Here is a 19,718-nt window from a genome sequence, read left to right on the forward strand (position 1 = left end):
ATTAGTTAGTTAGTGACTTGTTTAACAAGCCTGATATAGATATGAAAAAAATAAAGACCCCTGATTAAAGGGTCTATATCCGTACCTTTAATGGTATGTATATAAATAACATGAAATGTGTATAAAGTCAATAATGCGTATATAACCAAACACTTTTCTATTCTGACTAGCTCCGCGTTTTGAGCCCCATTAGAACCCATATTTTGGAACTGGATCAGTTTGAGCTTGCGTGTATTCAGAACTATTGGGATTGGTATCAATTAGAGCGGGTCAGGATTGGTTGATCAATGTCTATCGCAGGTACTATGCCGTAGCTTGAAAGAGCGCCCTGTAAGTAGTGAAAAAACTCTGGACTAGGTGGAGGAAACTTTGGGTGCTGAATTATTTTGCCGCACACTTCTCCGTGTTCTGCTTCGTGCTCAGTTTGATAATGGTAGGAGTAGTTGGTGAAGAATACAGCGTTCAAAGGGTATTCCTCTGGTGGTAGGTCTTTCAGTTTCCGATCAACGATAGATTTTACGTCCTTGATCCATTGTTTGTCGTCCGCGGGAACATCTGGGGTCGGAGGAGTGTTTACGTCAATGAATACTGCGAATGGCACGTCCTTCGGATTTTGTTCAAGTGCCTCCTTGAACAATCGTTTTATTACGCGAGCAGAGTACAGTTTTTCTAAAGGTTGCAATAAGCCAGTTTCGTGGAGTACACCACTTCTTTTCTTGCTCTTTGCTTCAACGGCGAGTACGGCTTTGGTTTCTCTATGTGTAGCGATAAACTCACAGTGCTTATTCTTGCTATTTTCGTCAGTGAACTCAATATCACAATCTAGTCGTGCAAATATTGCCGCGATTGCAATCTCGTACCGTGCACCTTGATAGTGTTCGCGTGTCTTTAGGCGATCCAGTAGTGAAGGTGGCAAGTTGCGCGTATGTATCAAGCTACACACATCAAAGGCGAGAAGTAACAAACTTTTTGAGTATCCGTCTGGCTTTGCTCCCCACACTTCGTCGCTGACACGTTCCGCTACCTTTTCGTTGCGCTCAATCCATTCACCAAGCTTCTCCAGACACAAAGATATAAAGTGTCGTTCCTCTTGAGGTAGTTCTGTTTGTGCACGGAACCAGTCAAGCCCGATTGTTTCTTTGAGTATTTGGATAATGAAGCTATGGAATGTCGTGTTGGTGGGAATATCTGCATATACTTTATTCCCAAGAGCAAACACTTTTTTACCTTTGAACACGATCGGCTTTACATAGTTGATGTGTATCCCTGCTTGCTTCAGGTACTCTTGTCTGGCTACTACTTCTCTAAAGTGTTCAATAACTTCTGGCGGAATATCATTGCTTTGGTCTTTGTTCATACAGCATCTTTTATATTTTTTTCCACTTCTACAGGGACAAGGTTGGTTTCTTCCAGTACGAGCATTCATAAGAGTATTTTATAACTTTTGAGTACTCAGCGCTCTTTATTGGTTTCAGAGAAAGAGGTATACTTGATTTACAACTGAATATTGAGCCCGTGAGGGCTAGCACCTAACCCTGTCGCTTCGGCGCAGGTATGGTGGGTTTCATAAACGCGGGAGTACAGATTGCACTCTTGAGAGAAGGTGTGATTGATGTGCCAGAATATCTCTCCTCGTGGCTTGAAGGAGACGAGCGCACCATAACAAAAGAAAAAATGGGACTGCTGGTGCGATAAGCAACATTCCATTGCGGGCAAATGGTCGCATATGGTCGCAAAATTGACACAGAGAGCGCACCAGTAGCATTTTCGCTATACTTTAGGTATGGATACCTTTTCGTTATCAAACATACGAACTGCCCGTCAAAGCCAAGCCATTCAGTTTTGGATTGATGGAGGACGTAAGAGTAAGGCGGAGGCGCTTCGTAAAGCAGGATATAGCGAGGCGGTTGTTCGGCACCCCGAGCGTGTCTTTGGAAGTCCGAGCGTTCAACAAGAACTAGAACTGCGCGGGCTCGGCAGAGACGGGTTCGGTATTCCTAAACCAATGCCAGCGGAAATATTGGTTGAGGAGGACATACTGCCCACGTCTCCTGTCTACTCGTTCAACCCGCAGGAGATACCAACCGAACAATTGCAAGAACTCAAAGAAAAACTGCGTGCCATTGGTTATGAGCCAACCTCACCTCGTGCGACTACTGAACCAATACGCGCAACTCCAATGACTTTGCGCAACAATCTTGGGTGTGCTGATGTGTTGGAAGTTTCTGCGGAAAAATCGTTTCCAAATATGTCGTCTATGTGAGCCATTTTTTCTAGCCGCTAGGGCTGAAATGTGGTAAAATAAAGCCAACATATGCCTCAACGCTATGAAAAAAGCCACAAAATCAACCAAAAAGAAAACAGAAAGTGCTGGACGATTTGAGGCACAACTTTTCAAAGCGGCAGACAAACTCCGAAAGAACATAGACGCGGCTGAGTACAAACACGTTGTACTCGGTCTTATTTTTCTGAAGTTCATATCAGACGCATTTGATGTGCACTACCAGAAACTTGCCTCGGGTAAGGGTGAATATGAGGGTGCCAACCCAGAGGATCAAGACGAATACAAAGCAGAAAACGTATTTTGGGTACCGCCAGAAGCGCGGTGGGCACACCTTCATTCACGCGCAAAGTTGCCGAGTATCGGTAAGGATTTGGACGCGGCAATGGAGGCGATTGAGCGAGCCAACCCGACACTCAAGGGTATCCTCCCGAAAGAGTACGCAAAACCAAACTTGGACAAGGTAGCACTCGGTGGTTTGGTAGACCTTATTGCAGACGTTGCACTCGGCGAGGAAAGCGAAAAATCAAAAGACCTTATTGGACGTGTGTATGAGTACTTTCTCGGCGAGTTCGCTTCGCTTGAAGGCAAGAAGGGCGGGCAATTCTACACTCCTAGAAGCATTGTTGAACTTATGGTGCAAATGATAGAGCCAATGACGGGACGTGTGTACGACCCTGCGTGTGGTTCGGGTGGAATGTTTGTGATGAGCGAGAAGTTTGTGCTCGCACATCGCGGGCGTTTGGAAGACATTTCTATTTACGGACAAGAGAGCAACCACACCACCTACCGCCTTTGCCGTATGAACCTCGCGCTTCGCGGAATAGATGGCTCGCAAGTGAAATGGAATAGCGAAGGGTCATTTCTCAAAGACGCACACCCTGACCTCAAAGCGGATTACATTTTGGCAAATCCGCCTTTCAACCAAAACGACTGGGGCTGGGACATTCTCAGAAACGACGCTCGTTGGAAGTACGGTTTGCCGCCAGAAGGCAACGCAAACTATGCGTGGCTTCAACATATGATCCACCACCTTTCTCCAAAAGGTGTAATGGCAACGGTACTTTCAAATGGTTCGCTTTCCTCCAACCAAGGTGGCGAAGGAGAACTGCGAAAGAAACTTGTGGAGGAGGATATGGTGGACTGTATCGTTGCGCTTCCAAACCAACTTTTCTACAACACAGGCATTCCTGCTTGTTTGTGGTTTATCTCACGTAAGCGCATTGGCAACGGCGACAGGAAACGCACAGGAGAAGTGCTATTTATAGACGCGTCGCAAATGGGGGCGCTGGTAGACCGAACGCACAGAGAGTTTACCGAGGAGGACATCAAAAAGATTGCGGGCACGTATCACGAGTGGCGACAGAAAAACAACAAGTACAAGGACATCAAGGGCTTCTGCAAATCATCATCACTCGCGGAGATACAAAAGAACGGCTACGTGCTCACGGCAGGGCGCTATGTGGGTATTGCAGATGGCGCGAAAGACAGCGAGCCGTTTGAGGAGAAAATGACGCGGCTCACCAGTACCCTCAAGGAGCAAATGGAGCAGGAGCAGACCTTGAACGAGGAAATAAAGAAGCAACTGAAAAAAGTTGGATTTGAACTATGAGCGAAAAAATAACAACAGAAAATGTATTTGAGGTAGATGTTCCAGCATTGGCACTGGACAGCCGCTTTGGCAGTTTGGTATTTGAAAACGCCAACAAAAAACTCGGTAAGGCGCAAGCGTTTCTGAAAGAAGTGTACGATCTTGGCTATCAAGAACTTCTCAACGAAAGTGGTATAAATCAGGTTGGAAATCTAACCAACAAACTGACGGAGCATTTGGAATGGCTTCGCAACTTTGATATTGGTACAGTTGCAAACGCAAAGCAGGAGCACGACAACTTTGAAAGTCGTATTGACGGCTTCTATAACGATATTTACGAGCAGATACTGATGAGAACGCTCCCGTTCCTCCGAGAGGAGCGCCGTCGCGAAAACCCTGACCAAAAACAGTTGGATGAGGAGGTAAAGAAAGCAGTACAGGTACGCACTGAGCTTGAGGATGAACTAAAAGCAATACGCGAGGAAACTCAAAAAATCCGCACTGCAAATAAACAAGTTGGTTCCGCTAAGGGTCAGAGGGCGGCAGTACAAATGGCGGCACACTTTGATGATGAAGTAGAACGCTATGCAACTCTCTCAAAGTATTGGCTTTGGGGCGTTGTAGGCGGATATGTCGCTATTGTTGCAGTTCTTGTTTGGCTCGGGTTTGTTACCGCCTCATATGTACATCAAATCGTCTCTTTGCCCGACACCGTGGACACGAGTGGTATCTGGAGCGCTGTGATCTCAAAACTCGTTATCTTGGCGGCGCTATGGTATGGCTTATCGTTCGTTATCAAAAACTACAACGTGAACTCTCATTTGGCGGCAGTAAACCGACACCGCGCCGCAGTGGCACGAACTCTGGAGGACTTCATAGCGGTAGAACAACAGCAGGAAAATCCGCGCTTGTCGGAAGTGCTACAGCACGCTTCCGAAGCAATGTTCAAGAATGTGCCGATTGGTTTCGTCTCTAAGACAGAACGCGAACAAAGCAATCCCGTGCTTCAGATAGTGAATGACCTGATCGGGATAAAGAACAACACATAGTATATGGAAATCGTTTATATTCTCACCAACCAAGCAATGCCCGACTACGTGAAGGTTGGGCGCACCAAAGACCTCCAGCAAAGGTTGAAAAGTTTGTATCGCACACCCGTGCCACTTCCTTTTGAGGTGTTCTATGCGTGCACTGTTGAGAACTCTATGGAAGTAGAGGCGTGGCTGTTTGAGATTTTTGACGATAGGCGGGTGAGCAAAGAGCGAGAGTTTTTTGAGATAGCGCCAGAGCGCGTTGCCGCGGCATTGCGTGCACGAGCGGTGCAGGAGGTAACCCCGAAGCAGACGTACACAGAGAACAAAGAGGACGAGGTGGCACTGGAAAAGGCACGCTCAAAACGCGACAAGTTCAACTTCGCAATGGTGGGTATTCCTGCTGGTGCTGAACTTACCTTCAGTAGAGACGAGAATATAAGGGCGCGGGTAGTAGACAACCACAACATTGAATACAACGGCAAGGTAACGAGTTTGTCTACCTCGGCACAGGAAATACTTGGCTACAACTATGGAGTGGCGGGCACGTTGTATTGGTCGTATGAAGGCGAAACTCTCCACGCGCGGCGCGTGCGAATGGAGGAAGGAGAATGAATATGAGCACGACGACACAATGGAAAAAAGGATTTTTATACGAGATCGCGACGGTAGTCGGGGGCTATGCATTCCGAGGTGAGGATTTTGGAAGTGAAGGAACTGCCGTCATAAAAATAAAAGACATTCAGCCGCCGTATGTTGATATTCAAAATGCCGAAAGGATAGATCAACAGAAGTACAATCAACAAAAGATTGAGAAGTTCAAACTTTCAAAGGGAGATTGTTTAGTCGCTATGACTGGAGCGACGATAGGAAAGGTTGGAAAGATTTCGTATGACGAGGTTTCTTATCTGAACCAACGAGTAGCAAAGGTGGCGGAAAAGAGAGGTGTGGCGGATAAGAACTTTGTTTACTACGCGGTTTTAGGTAGTGATTTCCAGCGATACGTGAACACAACCTCATCTGGTAGCAGTGCTCAGCAAAACATTAGCGCCGATGATATAGGGCGTTTTCCTATTGTTTATCCCATAGACATAAAAGATCAATGTACAATCGCGCAAGTTCTCATCAGTTTAGACAAAAAGATTGAGTTGCTACGGAAGCAAAACGAGACGCTGGAGGAAATGGCGAGGGCGATTTTCAACGCGTGGTTTGTGGAGTTCAACTTTCCAGATAAGGACGGTAAGCCATACAAAGCGTCTGGCGGGAAAATGGTAGACAGTGAATTTGGCGAAATCCCAGAGGAATGGCGCGTCGGTACTCTTGCCGAACTTATAGATCAGTTGAGTGAACGCATTGGCTCTGATGAGCAGTCAAAGTACACGGTTATGTCTGCAGTAAACACAGGGCAACTCGTGCCTTCAAGTGAGTATTTTACTAAACAGGTTTTTAGTAAGAGCATTTCAAAATACATCAAAATCCACCAAGGAGATTTTGCATACAATCCAGCACGTATCAACATCGGTTCTATTGGGAGATTGCGAGAACTTATCTTGGGAGCTGTTAGTCCTGTATATGTCGCGTTTCGCGCAAAAGAAGGCGCGGGAGCGTTTGTTGATTTCTTGATCCAGACGGCAAAAATGAAAAAACATATTGAACTCTATGCTAACGGGTCAGTGCGGCAAACACTTGACTATGACGGTTTCGGAGCATTTTCTTTTGCAGTTCCAACGGAAAATATCCTGAAAGAGTTTGACAAGATCACTGCTTCTCTACGGAATATTTTTGAACGGAAGGAAGCCCAGATTGAGAACCTGCGAACTGTTCGGGATTTACTACTGCCAAAACTAATGAGCGGAGAGGTTCGCGTAAATACGTAAACATATGGAAAGCACAGTAGAAAAAATCACCGATACAGTATCCGACGCATTCAGAAGCATAGCCGAGATTGCAAAGGAGCGAATATTTACGCCAATGTATTTCTACTTCCTTGGTGCGTGGCTCATTACCAACTGGAAGTTTGTGTACACATTCTTTTTTGCTGATGAAAAACTGATACTTGAACACACTGGAATGTTGAAAGTTGAGTATCTGACGCAAATCTATCCTCACGACTGGACGGCGGTATTTCCGTTATTTGTTATACCGTTCGGGCTCGCGTATTTGGCAGTTTGGTGGTTCTCTGTCGTTTCCGAGAGGTTTTATAAAAAACACGAGGAGCACCAAATGAATAAGCGTGTGATCAAGCGCGAAGTTGAGTACCGCGAGAAGGTGGCATATTTCAAATCAGAGCGTGAAGTACGCGAGCAACAACTTGATCCGCAGGTGAAGTATGAGGAGAACAGGGACTACAACGAGCAAATAGACGAGAGCAATCCAGAGGTGGAAGTGAATGGAGTGCCTATGTTGCCAAGCGAAGTTTTGTATAAAACGGATTACCTTGCATATAAAACAGGGCTAGACGAATATACAGCAGAACTCGCACAGAAGGGCGAGGATTTGGCAGTTCAGGCAGAAATAGACCGCCGACGCGGAAAATGATTATGACCAAAATATACGAAAGCGATATAGAACTGTGGGTGATAGAACTGCTGGAAAAGCAGGGTTATGTGTATCTATCTCCAGAGGAACAAGAAGCAGAGCGCCCCGATATGCGCGAGGTTGTTTTGCGTACGCGACTTACAGAAGCGGTGGCGCGGCTCAACCCGCTAGTACCAAAGGACGCACAAGACGACGCGATACGGCAAGTAATAAACCTCTCGCCACAGCACTTGGTGGAAAGCAACGAGACATTCCAGAAAATGCTCACTGACGGAGTGAGCGTGGAGGTGGCGGGCGATCAGGGTGGCACACGTGGCGAAGTGGTGCACCTGATTGATTTTGCTAACCCAGAAAATAACGACTTGGTGGTAACCAATCAGTTCATTATTCCGTACGACCACACGAGTAAACGTCCAGACGTGGTGCTTTTAGTAAATGGACTACCGCTTGCCGTGATTGAACTCAAAAATCCTGCGGACGAAAACGCGACGGTACACAAGGCGTTCACGCAACTCCAAAACTACAAAGACGCAGTGCCACAACTCTTTACCTACAACGGCATTCTTGTTGCCTCTGACGGTTTGGATACTCGTGTCGGTTCACTCACGGCTCCGTGGGAGCGCTTTGTGGTGTGGCGTGCACCTGAGGATAAAAAACACGGCGAGGATAAACGCCCGCAAATGGAAACGGTAGTTGAGGAAATGTTGAAACCCGCAGTGCTTCTGGATTTGATACGCAACTTCACGGTGTTTGAAAAGGTGAAAAAAGAGAACAAAGAGACAGGGCTGGTAGTGGTGGAAAGTGTAAAAAAGGTTGCGGCATACCACCAGTACTATGTGGTCAACAAGGCGATCAACTCAACGCTTCGCGCTACCGAGGAGCACGGAGAGCGCAAAATTGGTGTGGTGTGGCACACACAGGGATCGGGCAAATCCCTCTCTATGGTGTTTTATACAGGCAAAGCGGTGCTTGCACTCAATAACCCGACGGTAGTGGTGATTACCGACCGCAACGATTTGGACGACCAGTTGTTTGATACATTTGCGGCGAGCCGCGGGCTTCTGCGCCAAGAGCCAGTACAGGCAGAAAGCCGAGCACATTTGAAAGAACTCTTACAGACCGCAGGAGGCGGGATTGTGTTTACGACCATCCAAAAGTTTTTCCCCGAGGACGGCGGCGAGACATACGATCAACTGACCGACCGCAAAAACGTAGTGGTGATTGCAGACGAAGCGCACCGTAGCCAATACGGATTTGCCGCTCGTACGGTATTCAAAGATGACGAAGCGATTACCCGCTATGGCAACGCAAAATATTTGCGCGATGCACTTCCGAATGCCTCATTCATTGGTTTTACGGGCACACCGATTGAAAGCACTGATCGCTCCACCCCTGCCGTGTTTGGTGAATACCTTGATGTGTACGACATTCAAGACGCAGTGCGCGATGGCGCTACTGTTCCTATCTACTACGAGAGCAGATTGGCAAAAGTACACCTGCCAGAGGAAAAAAGTGAGGAAATAGACGCAGACGTGGAAGCAGTGGCAGAAGGTTTGGAGTTCACCGCAAAGGAAAAAGCGAAGGCGAAGTGGGCGCAATTGGAAGCAATCATTGGCAACCAAGAACGCCTGAAAGAGATAGCGAAGGACTTGGTGGTGCACTTTGAAGCGCGACAGGAAGTGAACGTGGGCAAGGCAATGATTGTGGCGATGAGTAGACGCATTGCCGTTGATTTGTACCGCGAGATAGTGGCACTTCGCCCAGAGTGGTACAACGACGATTTGGAGAAAGGTGCAATCAAAGTTGTAATGACGGCGAACTCGTCAGACCCGAAGGAGTTTCAGCCACACCACACGAATAAAGAAGCACGACGACGACTTGCCGATCGTTTCAAAGACGCGGGAAGCGACCTCAAACTAGTTGTGGTGTGCGATATGTGGCTCACAGGATTTGATGTGCCGTCTTTGCACACAATGTACATAGACAAACTTATGCGCGGACACAATCTTATGCAGGCGATTGCCCGCGTGAACCGCGTCTTTAGAGATAAGGAAGGAGGTCTTATCGTGGACTACATTGGTTTTGCCGCCGACCTCCAGAAAGCACTCGCCGTGTATACGGGAAGCGGTGGTACAGGAAGCCCGACCGTAACTCAAGACAAGGCGGTGGAGATAATGCTGGAGAAATACGAAGTCGTGAAGCAAATGTTCCACGGCTTTGACTACCACCGTTACTTCACGCTTGATACTCGTGGCAAACTCGGGCTTATTTTGGAAGCGCAGGAGCACGTCTTGGCGCAAGACAATAAAGTACCCGCAGAGGGCGAAAAGAAGTCCCAGAGCCCTTCAGAGCGCTTTATACACGAGGTTACAGCCCTCTCTAAGGTCTTTGCCATTGCGGTGCCACACGAGGAGGCACTGGCGATACGCGACGAAGTGGCATTTTTCCAAACAATCAAAGCCCGCTTGATCAAGTTTGACCCAGACCCGACCAACTGCCGCGAGGATATAGAGACGGCAATACGACAGATTGTAGATAAGGCAGTGGTTACCGAAGGCGTAGTGGATATTTTCCAAGTCGCGGGTATTCCAAAGCCAGACATTTCCGTGCTCTCGGACGAGTTCCTTGCAGAGGTGCAGGGAATGAAGCACCAGAATGTCGCAATGGAACTTATGAAGCGGCTCCTCAATGACGAAATACGCTCACGATTGCGAAAGAACCTCATACAAGGAAAGAAGTTCTCAGAAATGCTCGGTAAGACCATCACGAAGTATCAGAACAACCTCCTCACTGCCGCCGAAGTCATACAAGAACTCATTGCGCTTGCGAAAGAATTACGCGGTGCAGATGAACGCGGTGAGGATTTGGGACTTTCTGACGATGAACTCTCGTTCTATGACGCATTGGCAAACAACGAAAGTGCTCGTGATGTAATGAACGACGAGACACTTCGCGATCTTGCGCGAGTGCTGGTAGACAGGGTACGGGCGAGTGCCACGGTGGACTGGACGATACGCGAGAACGTAAAAGCAAAGTTGCGCGTCTTGGTAAAACGTACGCTCGCCAAGTACGGCTATCCACCAGACAAGCAGGCAATCGCTACGGAAACCGTGCTCAAACAGGCGGAACTTTTCGCTGATGATTGGGCGAAATAAAGTTTTATGAAAAAGAGAGAAAACAAAAAGGCGCTTCTACAAGCGCAGGAGAAAATGTATTTGTATCTGACTTCTCTTGCGTCAGATCAGTCATTTCTCGCACGAGTAACAGAAATACGGGAAAGGTATGGAATACCCGAAGGTGGTTTTGAAAGTGATTTGAAGGACGAGTTTGAGTTTATAAACTCACTCCCCAAGGGAAACGAAGCGGATTTCCAAAAAGAAATATACGACCTTGCAGAGAGTTTCAATGCCTCTCTTGCGTGGCTCACGAATATTCGCGATTACGTACTTTACAATGACTTCTTTTTTACGAAAGTTTCCCCTTTGGTTGAAATGGTTGATGTGCTCGGTCTTACAGACGAGATAGTAGAAATGGACGTAGATTTGTATGAGGAATACGAAGTGGACGAAAACGCAGTCGTGCGGCGGGTACTCAACAATCTGACTAACAGTTATCCGCTTGCAATTTTTGTTTCGCCTTATGCAACAGGTCGCGACATAATAGATTTTATAAAAAAGAACAAAACTAGCATTGAAACTCTCCAGAACAAACACTGTGATAGTGATGTGCGGATTGGCAAGGTGAGAAAAAGAAAAGCGAACGTACAGGAGAGGGATTTGTTCATTTGTAACAACAAACACCTTTCTGCCAAGGTGCTAATGAGTAAAGTGAACGAGAAGTTTGGTACACAACTGGACTACGATTACATAAACAAAATCATTGCCAAAAAGTGCCCGCGAGGAAAATAAGTGGGCTCACTTGTAGTCCTATATCACAAATACATTTCCTCCTACTCTGGCTTCTAGGTCAGAGTTTTTCTTTGACCTGAACAATCAGCTCAGACGAGGACAGAACCTTCCCTCTGCCTCGGAAAAAACAATCAAACGGGAATAGTGAGAGGTTTTCAGATCACGCGGGCGGGAGAACCGCCCCCCTAATCTGAAAATCTCCTAGGAAGGTGTTGGAGGAAAGTTGGGACATTGGAAAAGAGAGGACGAACGGCGGGCTGACCTTTTGCCCAACACTGTCCATCTCTCTTTTGCTCCGATCCTTCTCTGAACTGTACATACCCACCTCTCCCTTTTGGGTAGGGTGCCCAACTCCCTAATGTCTTTAGGGAAAGCGGGAGATATGGAAAAGATTTTATGGATATACCAGACGAAAAAATCCAGAAACTCCGAGAGATATACCGTAAAGAATACGGGGTTGAAATCTCTGACGAGGAGGCAAAAGTACTCGGCGAATATCTCGTGAACCTTTTTCGTGCTGTATACAATGTTTGAAATCCTATAGAATAAACTTATGCGTACACCACCGTCAGACCTCAAATATTTCCTCTATGCTCGCAAGTCCACGGAAAGCGAGGATAGACAGGCGGCTTCCATTGAGGATCAGGTTTCCGAAATGAAGCGTTTGGCAGAGCGGTTGGGTATTCAGATTGCGGAAGTAATCACCGAAAGCCATTCAGCAAAGAAACCGAACAATCGTCCCCAGTTTACAAAAATGATGGAGCGTATTCACGCAGGAGAAGCCAATGCAATCTTGTGTTGGAAACTCAACCGCCTTGCCCGCAATCCCATAGACGGAGGTTTGGTGAGTTGGTCGCTTCAACAAGGAATAATCCAGCACATTCAGACCTTCGGCGGTGGTTTCAGTCCAGACGATAATGTGCTCCTTATGCAGGTTGAGTTTGGTATGGCAAACCAGTATGTGAAGGATTTGAGCGTGGACACTAAGCGAGGTATGCGTAAGAAGGCAGAGCGTGGCTGGTATCCTGCTGGCGTGCTTCCTGCGGGCTATGAGCACCGCCCAAGCGCAAGCAACACGGGTGAGGACGAGATTGTGCCGAATGATGATTTTTCACTGGTAAAGAACCTGTGGGGTAAGTTGCTCACGGGGCGCTATACGATAATGGACATAAAACGCGAGGGAGACAGAATAGGATTGCGTAATCGCAAGGGACAGAAATATTCAAAAAATAACTATTATGCGATGTTTGCCAATGAGTTCTACGCTGGTTGGTTTTATTGGGTGGACGAAAATGGAGTACACCAGCGCGTCCACGGCAAACACAAGGCAATGATTAGCGAGGAGGAGTTTAGGAAAGTGCGTATTTTCCTTGGCAACCAAGGCGGCAAGAATAGATTGGTACGGTACACGTTCCCATTCAGGGGGAAAATGGTGTGTGGCGAATGTGCACGAATGATTACCGCCGAGCAAAAGATACAGGCGCGGTGTACGAACTGTCGGCACAAGTTTTCAATCAAACACACGAACGTATGCCCGCAATGCGAGACGGTGCTACAAGATATGGATAGTCCGCACATTGTGGATCGTACCTATTACATCTGCGTTGGTGCTACCAAGAAAATTTGCTCACAGCGCGGTGCCGTAGAGCAGGGCGAACTTACGAAGCAAATAGACCAAATCCTTCAGAATGTCTCTATCCCCAAGAGTTTCCACGAGTGGGCTGTGGACGCAGTGAAGCACGTAACCGAAAAGGACGCGGTTGAGGATGGAGCGACGCTAAACGTAATGCGGAACCGTGAGAGCGACCTTGAACAGCAGTTGAACGAGGTAACAGTTATGCGTGCCCGTCAGGAGATAACCCCTGCACACTTCAGCAAGACAATGGCAAGGATTGAAAAAGACCTTACCGATATTCGCGGAGAGATTGGCAAAATGCACAAAAGCAAGATTGACTGGGGGCACATAGCGAACCAGTACCTCACCTTTGCAGAGACAGCGCAGGAGCGCTTTGAGAATGGAGACACGGCGACCAGAAAACTGATACTGGAGTGTATTAGTCCGAACCTGCTTTTGAAGGACAAAAAACTAAGCGTTGTAATGCCAAAACCACTGTTGGGTGTACGCTCTGCCTTCAATGTGCTATCCACTGACGTGCTGGGGTTAGAACCAGAAAAAGCCCTTGCGGGGCAAGGACTTTTTCAACGTATTGAACCCTCAAATACAATCGGGCTCCGCCTAGTAGACGACGTTCGAACCTATTGCCTTAGTGTACAAGTTAATCTTTTTGGAATTTAAGCAAATCAGTTTTAGAAAACAATCTTCTGTCAGTTGATTCTTTTATCATTCCAAATGATGGATTTTTACTGAAACCTATATACTCCACTTTCTTAGCTTTTGCTTTGATGACATATTTTATAGCAGGAATCAAATCTGTATCAGAACTAATTACTATCGCAGTGTCATACAAATTATCAACTGCACCTACAACTAAATCTACTGATAATTTAATATCAACACCTTTTTCTCTGATGCTGTTATTGTCGTACATTATTCGACCTCTTTTAATATCAAAATTTTCGGACTCCAGTCCTGCTAAGAATTTTTGTTGCCCTTTAACCATTTTCTCTCCTTTCTCTGTATTGTTAAAATTTTTAACTATGCCGATATAGTATCTTTTTGAAACAAGATTACGTTCACCAACAAGATGTTCGACAAAAGATGAGTAATCAAACTTCATTTCTCTTTCTGGCATCTCGGATTCCTTTAGTCTTTGGTAAGTATTTCCACCATCTATATAAATAGCAACTTTTTCTTTCTTAAACATATGTTTATTTTATCATAAACAAAACCACTCCTGCCGAAGCAGGAGTGGTGCTGTTAGTACGTATATGATTACATAATTTATAAAATAAATCAAGAGGACTGTTGATATGTTTATTTGATAAATTAGTTGAGAATAGCTCTAAAAAATAAGGTTATTTTTACTCTGCTCCACGGACAGGGCTCGAACCTGTGACCCAGCGATTAACAGTCGCTTGCTCTACCAACTGAGCTACCGTGGAATGTTTCAACATTTTACAAGAGAAGGAGAATATTGCAATACATAGGTTTTCACGATATGCTGTGTGTTCCGCGTGAAGCCAGACTTCGCGCGGATATTCATTTTAAAATCAATCAAAGACAATATTCATATGTCATTCATCAAGGAAGAGAAGACAAAAATCGTCGCAACAATCGGTCCGGCAACTGAGAGCGAAGAGATGCTCACCAAACTCACGAAAGCAGGACTCGATGTGATGCGACTCAACTTCTCGCACGGTGACCACCAAGAGCATCTTGGGCGTATTGTCGCGGCACGGAAGGTGTCAAAGAAGCTGGGGAAGACCGTGGCTATCCTGCAGGACCTTGCAGGACCCAAGATCCGTATCGGCGAGTTCTACCAAGAGCGCGTTATGCTTAAGAAAGGCAGTGTCTTTACACTCACAACGAAGAATGTTGTTGGCGACGAGACAAAAGTGTTTGTGAACTACAGAACGCTTCCGAAGGAAGTGAAGAAGGGTGGCACCATTTTACTTGATGATGGAAAGAAGAAGCTCGAAGTTGTCGGCACAACAGCCGACTCTATCAAATGTAAGGTGATTGTTGGTGGAGAGACCAAGGGGCGACGTGGAGTGAACGTGCCCGGGGCGTATCTCAAGATCAGCTCACTTACCGCAAAAGATAAGAAGGACCTCGCATTTGGTATTAAACAAGGGGTCGACTTTGTCGCGCTTTCATTTGTGCGTCAACCGAAGGATGTTCTCGATCTTCGCAAGATCCTTGATAAGGAGAAATCAGACGCGGCGATCATCGCAAAGATCGAGACTCAAGAGGCGGTAGATAATATTGATGAGATTATTGCACTTGCGGACGGGATTATGGTTGCGCGTGGTGATCTTGCAATCGAGGTGCCGGCAGAAGATGTGCCGGTCATTCAGAAGATGATCGTGAAGAAATGCAACGAGCTCGGCAAGCCGGTTATTGTGGCAACACAGATGCTTGAGTCGATGATCCACTCACCGGTACCGACTCGCGCCGAGGTATCAGACGTCGCAAACTCGATCTTCGACGGGACGGACGCGATCATGCTCTCAGAAGAGACCACGCTCGGCGAGTACCCGCTTGAGGCAGTCTTGGTCATGAGCAGGATCGCACGGCGAGTTGAAGCACTCGCTAAGTGGCACCGCGAGATCATGGTTCGCGAAGATGGTACCCAGAGTACGGTGGACACGATCTCAAGCTCAGCGGTTGATGTAGCTGACCGTGTGAAGGCGAAAGCCATCGTGGCGCTCACCGAATCAGGCTCGACCGCGCGTATGGTCTCGCGTTTCAAACCAACTCAGCCGATTATTGTCATGAGTCCGAACGAGCGCGCGCGTACGAAGCTCTCACTCTCGTATGGGTGTTACCACGCACCGATTAAAGGTTTTACGTCGATCCGCGAGGTGACTAAGACAGTGAGCGTTTGGATGGCGAATAACAAACTTGCTAAAAAAGACGATAAGATCGTCATTGTTGCCGGTATTCCGTTTGGCAAGACAGGCGGTACGAACATGGTCTTTGTGCACAAGCTCTCGTAAAGAGATGTTCAAGGACCCCAGAGGAGGTCGCATCCTCGGAAAAACGGAGCTCATGGGTCGTTACTCACGAGAGTAGAAAATTAAAAAACGGTGCGGTATAGTTAGTAGGCATTTTTAATCTTATAACTCGTAACGAATTTCTATGTTGACACTCTACGTACTTACCGGCTGCCCATACTGCGAAAAGGTTCTCGAGAAAGTTGAGGCACTTGGTGTTGAGGTTGAGAAAAAAGATATTGTAAACAACGACTTTGCGAAAGAGCTTGAAGCGCGTGCTGGGCGCCGTCAGGTGCCGTATCTTGTTGACTCAGAGCGAGGTGAGGAGATGCTCGAGTCTGATGTTATTAACAAATACCTTGAGGAGCACTACGGCCCTGAGGTAGAAAGCAACGAATAGCGATGTACGTCCGAGTACGAGCGCATCCCGATGCTAAGAAGGAGTTGATCCTCAAAGAGTCGGACTCCGAATACACAATCTCGGTCAAAGAAAAGGCAGAGCGGAATCAAGCAAATAAGCGCATTATTGAGATTATTGCCGAGGAATTTAACATTCCGACAAATCGGGTTAAAATGATTACAGGGCATCGCTCACCGCGGAAGATTATCAGTATAGAGTAAATTTTTATGCAAAGCACTATCAAAACAACTAATTATGAGATGACTCCTGATGTGTCTGCGTACATTGACGAGAAATTCGTCACGTTTGAGAAATATATCAGCAAGGACGACGAGAGTGTAAAGTGTGACATTGAAGTTGGGCGCACCACCAACCACCACCAGACAGGTGATATCTATCGTGTGGAAGTGAACCTCTCGATTGGCAAGACTATGTTTCGCGCTGAATCAACAAGCAAGTCACTCCATGGCGCAGTCGATGAGGTGAAGGACGAGATCAACAAACAGCTCAGGCGAAGCAAGAAAAAACGAACCGATCTTTTCCGAAAGGGGGGTGACCAGATCAAGAAAATGCTCCGTTTCGGAAGAGGAGAGTAGCATGAGCAGATGATGCAAACCTTCTACATTGCAGCGCGGGCTCGTCATCGCGCTGAGGAAGTCTCGAGACTCCAAGACCTCTTAAGAGAGAAAGGTCTTGAAAGCGCACTCGACTGGGTTGCGCTTGGGGCAAACGGAGAAGTCAAGAAACCGTACAAAGAGAATCCTAAGAACTCGGGGATGTTAGGTGACCTCATGCTTGAGGCGGCACAAAAAGCCGATTTATTCATACTTCTTCACGATCAAGATCTTGAGGGAGCGCTTATGGAGTACGGAGTGGCGCGATATGCGGCTATACGTGACTCAGAGAAGCGAGTGCTCGTTGTTGACCTTGGTGGTCGCGACTCAATCTTCTTACATCGAACGAATGTGACCAATGTTGACTCTATCGAGTCCCTCAAAGTGTGGATCGAAGAAAATTTGTAATAAAAATAAATACCCACTTAAGTGGGTATTTATTTTAGGTCGCTATAATCCATCTCTTTTTTCCCTTCGGGGATGACGCGTTTGATAGTAAATGTGTCGCCCTCGAGCGATGCGTCAGTGACCTTTACACGCTTGTCATCTTTGAAGAAAAAGACGCCCGGCCACTCTTTGTACGCGCGATACTTATTCCAATTCTCTTGTGCTGGTGCATTGAGCGATATCTCACCCTCTTCTTTTTTAATCTTCGGGGCGTAGGTTGCCGCAGAATCATCTTGTGGGGTGGGAGTAGTGTTTCCTGCTTCAAAGTAGGGGAGTGTGTCGATGAGGAGCTTTGCGCCAAGATCAATGAGTCGCGCACGGAGCTCGATGGTTGTCTCTTGTGGCTTGATATCTGTTTCTTCCACAGCGATGATATCGCCCGCATCAAGCTCTTTCACCACCTCTTGAATAGTGACACCGGTTTTCTCATCGCCGTTAAGGAGTGCTGCTTCAACAGGGGATGCCCCGCGGTATCTCGGCAGGAGTGAGTAGTGGACATTGATAATTCCTTTCGGGAAGCTTTTAATAAGGTCCTCGGGGAGGATCTTGCCGTAGGCGACGACAACGGCATGGTCGCACGAGTAACCACGGATAGTTTTAAGAGCGTCGTCGTCGAGTTTTTCAGGAGAGAAGACGGGAATGTTGTGTTCTTCTGCCCACACTTTTGTCTCGCACGGCACTATCTCATGCTTTCTGCCGCGCGGCGCATCCGGGTTCGTGACCACGAGCGAAGGTTTGTGCCCAGCCTCCACCAAGGCCGCGAGCGTGTCGCGGGCTACGTAGGGTGTTCCAAAAAATACAAAATTCATACTAATGGTCTTCTTCTATTTCGTACGTTTCGCTTGCGTGATCAACATAGAGAACGCCGTTGAGGTGGTCGGTCTCGTGTTGGAAGATCTGCGCGAGCAAGCCACTTGCCCCAACGGTGAATGGCTGACCATCTTCATCGAGTGCATGTATGGTCGCTTTCTCTGCGCGCTTAGTGGTTCCATACCGACCTTCGACAGAAAGACAGCCCTCCTCCATAGCAGTGCGTTTTTTTGAGAGTTTTGTGATCTCGGGGTTAATGTAGACGAGGTGCGCCGTGTCACGTTTGTCTTCTTCAAAAACAGTGGGGGAGACCACAAAGACACGCTTAGAAACACCAATCTGCGGTGCGGCAAGCGCTACGCCGTGTTCTTTTGTTTTAAGCGACTCGTGCATTTCCTTAAGGAGCGATCGGAACGCATCAGTATTGATGTCTTTTGGATCTACCGGCTCAGCTTTCTTGCGGAGTACCGGGTCGCCTTCCTGAACTATCTTCTTCATGATGACACTATAGCAAATGAGAGGCTCTAGAGCATGCTCTCGGGGTCGACCTCGACCGCGACATATGGTGGGAGCGCTCGCAAGCGCTCAACCACTTTTTGGTCTGGCCAAGAGTCGCGAGGGAGTCTGATAATGGCGTGGCTTGTCTGTTTTCCGTATGGTGCCGGGGTGAACGCGGAGAAAACACGGAAGTCGAGGTCGCCAAACGCTTCTTCCAGCTTTTCCATCTCGCGAGCGACAGTTGGCTTCTTTCCACTGATGGTGAGTTTGATGAAGATTGAGAAAGGTGGGTAGTCGAGCTGCTCGCGGACCTTGATCTCGCGCCGGTAAAACTCAAGCAGGTTGCCTCCCACAGCATCTTTGATGACCTGCTGTTCCGGGTTTCGTGTCTGGAGTAGGAATGTCTGCGCAGCGAGCGAGCGAAGTAAGAGCAGGATCGAGAATATTTTTGACTCAATCTTAAAGTCAGGGATAGCCAGAAGTGAATCCATTGATGCGACCGCTACGTGTTCAATCGATTCTTCAACATGTGCGAGTGCCATCTCGGTGCCGATAAGGACACTGCCCGGGGTGCTCTTCCATTCTTCTGCCACGGCGAGCGCTTTCTTGTATGTACTGGTTGTGTCGCTGTCGATGCGAAAGAATGTGTACTCAGGGAAGCGTTCTTTGAGTTGCTCCTCGACAAGCTGAACACCGGCGCCGAGCGCGACAAGCTTCCAGCCGCCGCAGTTGCGACATCGCTCAGCGGCGGATCGCACCTCGCCGTTCTGGTGACAAAAGAAGATATTGCCACGGCTTGTCTTGTGGAGCACCATTGGTGCGTCCGAGTATGAGCTGGTCACTGTTGTGCCGCAGTCGGAACAGACGGTCGTTGGTGAGAGGCCGCGCCGCGCACTAAATATAAAAAGGTGGCCTTGTCCGCGCCGCGTATCTTCAACGAGTCGTGCGAGCTCGCCACTAATTATCTCATAGCGACCCTTTTG

At 47.5% G+C, this 19,718-nt stretch carries 21 protein-coding genes and 1 tRNA gene; 16 read left to right on the forward strand and 6 right to left on the reverse strand.

Going from position 1 to position 19,718, the window contains the following annotated elements; translation table 11 throughout:
- Window positions 1–256: 256 nt before the first annotated feature.
- Entirely contained in the window at window positions 257–1,426 is a 1,170-nt protein-coding gene (locus OQJ98_01440; protein MCW9054629.1) for an SEC-C domain-containing protein, read from the reverse strand.
- Between the two features lie 128 nt (window positions 1,427–1,554).
- Here OQJ98_01440 and OQJ98_01445 point away from each other — a divergent pair, with 128 nt between their 5' ends.
- The 11 genes from OQJ98_01445 to OQJ98_01495 all read left to right on the forward strand — a co-directional run bounded on the left by OQJ98_01445 (window position 1,555) and on the right by OQJ98_01495 (window position 13,645).
- Window positions 1,555–1,695 carry a hypothetical protein gene (locus OQJ98_01445; GenBank protein MCW9054630.1) on the forward strand — a complete coding sequence of 47 codons (141 nt, stop codon included), beginning with the start codon at window positions 1,555–1,557 and terminating at the stop codon, window positions 1,693–1,695.
- A gap of 88 nt (window positions 1,696–1,783) precedes the next feature.
- Window positions 1,784–2,263, forward strand: a complete 480-nt coding sequence (locus OQJ98_01450; protein MCW9054631.1) for a hypothetical protein — start codon at window positions 1,784–1,786, stop codon at window positions 2,261–2,263.
- A 64-nt stretch (window positions 2,264–2,327) separates the two neighbouring features.
- Window positions 2,328–3,893, forward strand: a complete 1,566-nt coding sequence (locus OQJ98_01455) for a type I restriction-modification system subunit M (protein ID MCW9054632.1) — start codon at window positions 2,328–2,330, stop codon at window positions 3,891–3,893.
- Entirely contained in the window at window positions 3,890–4,921 is a 1,032-nt protein-coding gene (locus tag OQJ98_01460; GenBank protein ID MCW9054633.1) for a hypothetical protein, read from the forward strand. Before OQJ98_01455 ends, OQJ98_01460 begins: the two co-directional genes overlap by 4 nt.
- A gap of 3 nt (window positions 4,922–4,924) precedes the next feature.
- The gene (locus tag OQJ98_01465) at window positions 4,925–5,518 is read left to right on the forward strand and encodes a GIY-YIG nuclease family protein (GenBank protein MCW9054634.1); all 594 of its coding nucleotides are present in this window, start codon (window positions 4,925–4,927) and stop codon (window positions 5,516–5,518) included.
- Between the two features lie 2 nt (window positions 5,519–5,520).
- On the forward strand, window positions 5,521–6,780 hold the full coding sequence (locus tag OQJ98_01470) for a restriction endonuclease subunit S (GenBank protein MCW9054635.1): 1,260 nt from the start codon (window positions 5,521–5,523) through the stop codon (window positions 6,778–6,780).
- Between the two features lie 4 nt (window positions 6,781–6,784).
- Window positions 6,785–7,441 (forward strand): hypothetical protein, encoded by a 657-nt coding sequence (locus tag OQJ98_01475; protein ID MCW9054636.1) that lies wholly within the window; start codon window positions 6,785–6,787, stop codon window positions 7,439–7,441.
- The gene (locus OQJ98_01480; protein ID MCW9054637.1) at window positions 7,438–10,596 is read left to right on the forward strand and encodes a type I restriction endonuclease subunit R; all 3,159 of its coding nucleotides are present in this window, start codon (window positions 7,438–7,440) and stop codon (window positions 10,594–10,596) included. The genes OQJ98_01475 and OQJ98_01480 overlap by 4 nt, the downstream gene beginning before the upstream one ends.
- 6 nt (window positions 10,597–10,602) lie before the next feature.
- On the forward strand, window positions 10,603–11,349 hold the full coding sequence (locus OQJ98_01485; GenBank protein ID MCW9054638.1) for a hypothetical protein: 747 nt from the start codon (window positions 10,603–10,605) through the stop codon (window positions 11,347–11,349).
- A 396-nt stretch (window positions 11,350–11,745) separates the two neighbouring features.
- On the forward strand, window positions 11,746–11,883 hold the full coding sequence (locus OQJ98_01490) for a hypothetical protein (protein MCW9054639.1): 138 nt from the start codon (window positions 11,746–11,748) through the stop codon (window positions 11,881–11,883).
- Between the two features lie 19 nt (window positions 11,884–11,902).
- Window positions 11,903–13,645: a recombinase family protein gene (locus tag OQJ98_01495; GenBank protein MCW9054640.1), complete on the forward strand. Its 1,743-nt coding sequence runs from the start codon at window positions 11,903–11,905 to the stop codon at window positions 13,643–13,645.
- On the opposite strand, the gene OQJ98_01500 is transcribed toward OQJ98_01495, so the two are convergent.
- Together OQJ98_01500 and OQJ98_01505 are read right to left on the reverse strand one after the other, a co-directional pair.
- Complete coding sequence (locus tag OQJ98_01500; GenBank protein MCW9054641.1) at window positions 13,626–14,174, reverse strand: NYN domain-containing protein; 549 nt, start codon at window positions 14,172–14,174, stop codon at window positions 13,626–13,628. The genes OQJ98_01495 and OQJ98_01500 overlap by 20 nt on opposite strands.
- Window positions 14,175–14,339: 165 nt before the next feature.
- Window positions 14,340–14,412, reverse strand: a tRNA-Asn gene (locus tag OQJ98_01505).
- 129 nt (window positions 14,413–14,541) lie between these two features.
- Here OQJ98_01505 and pyk point away from each other — a divergent pair.
- The 5 genes from pyk (at window position 14,542) to OQJ98_01530 (ending at window position 17,388) form a co-directional block, all read left to right on the forward strand.
- Window positions 14,542–15,969: a pyruvate kinase gene (gene pyk, locus OQJ98_01510; protein ID MCW9054642.1), complete on the forward strand. Its 1,428-nt coding sequence runs from the start codon at window positions 14,542–14,544 to the stop codon at window positions 15,967–15,969.
- 142 nt (window positions 15,970–16,111) lie between these two features.
- Window positions 16,112–16,366: a glutathione S-transferase N-terminal domain-containing protein gene (locus OQJ98_01515; protein MCW9054643.1), complete on the forward strand. Its 255-nt coding sequence runs from the start codon at window positions 16,112–16,114 to the stop codon at window positions 16,364–16,366.
- Between the two features lie 2 nt (window positions 16,367–16,368).
- Window positions 16,369–16,587 (forward strand): DUF167 domain-containing protein, encoded by a 219-nt coding sequence (locus OQJ98_01520; protein ID MCW9054644.1) that lies wholly within the window; start codon window positions 16,369–16,371, stop codon window positions 16,585–16,587.
- Between the two features lie 6 nt (window positions 16,588–16,593).
- Window positions 16,594–16,962 (forward strand): ribosome-associated translation inhibitor RaiA, encoded by a 369-nt coding sequence (raiA, locus tag OQJ98_01525; protein ID MCW9054645.1) that lies wholly within the window; start codon window positions 16,594–16,596, stop codon window positions 16,960–16,962.
- 9 nt (window positions 16,963–16,971) lie between these two features.
- On the forward strand, window positions 16,972–17,388 hold the full coding sequence (locus tag OQJ98_01530; protein MCW9054646.1) for a hypothetical protein: 417 nt from the start codon (window positions 16,972–16,974) through the stop codon (window positions 17,386–17,388).
- Window positions 17,389–17,417: 29 nt separating this feature from the next.
- Here the strand turns inward: OQJ98_01530 and fmt are convergent, their stop codons facing one another.
- The 3 genes from fmt to OQJ98_01545 all read right to left on the reverse strand — a co-directional run.
- Complete coding sequence (fmt, locus tag OQJ98_01535) at window positions 17,418–18,236, reverse strand: methionyl-tRNA formyltransferase (protein ID MCW9054647.1); 819 nt, start codon at window positions 18,234–18,236, stop codon at window positions 17,418–17,420.
- A 1-nt stretch (window position 18,237) separates the two neighbouring features.
- The gene (gene def, locus OQJ98_01540) at window positions 18,238–18,735 is read right to left on the reverse strand and encodes a peptide deformylase (GenBank protein ID MCW9054648.1); all 498 of its coding nucleotides are present in this window, start codon (window positions 18,733–18,735) and stop codon (window positions 18,238–18,240) included.
- A 26-nt stretch (window positions 18,736–18,761) separates the two neighbouring features.
- The coding region (locus OQJ98_01545; protein MCW9054649.1) for a hypothetical protein at window positions 18,762–19,718 on the reverse strand (957 nt) is incomplete at its 5' end.

The sequence above is a fragment of the Candidatus Paceibacterota bacterium genome (genome assembly GCA_026195275.1).
Taxonomy (GTDB): Bacteria; Patescibacteriota; Minisyncoccia; order Phycocordibacterales; family JABMNX01; genus JABMNX01.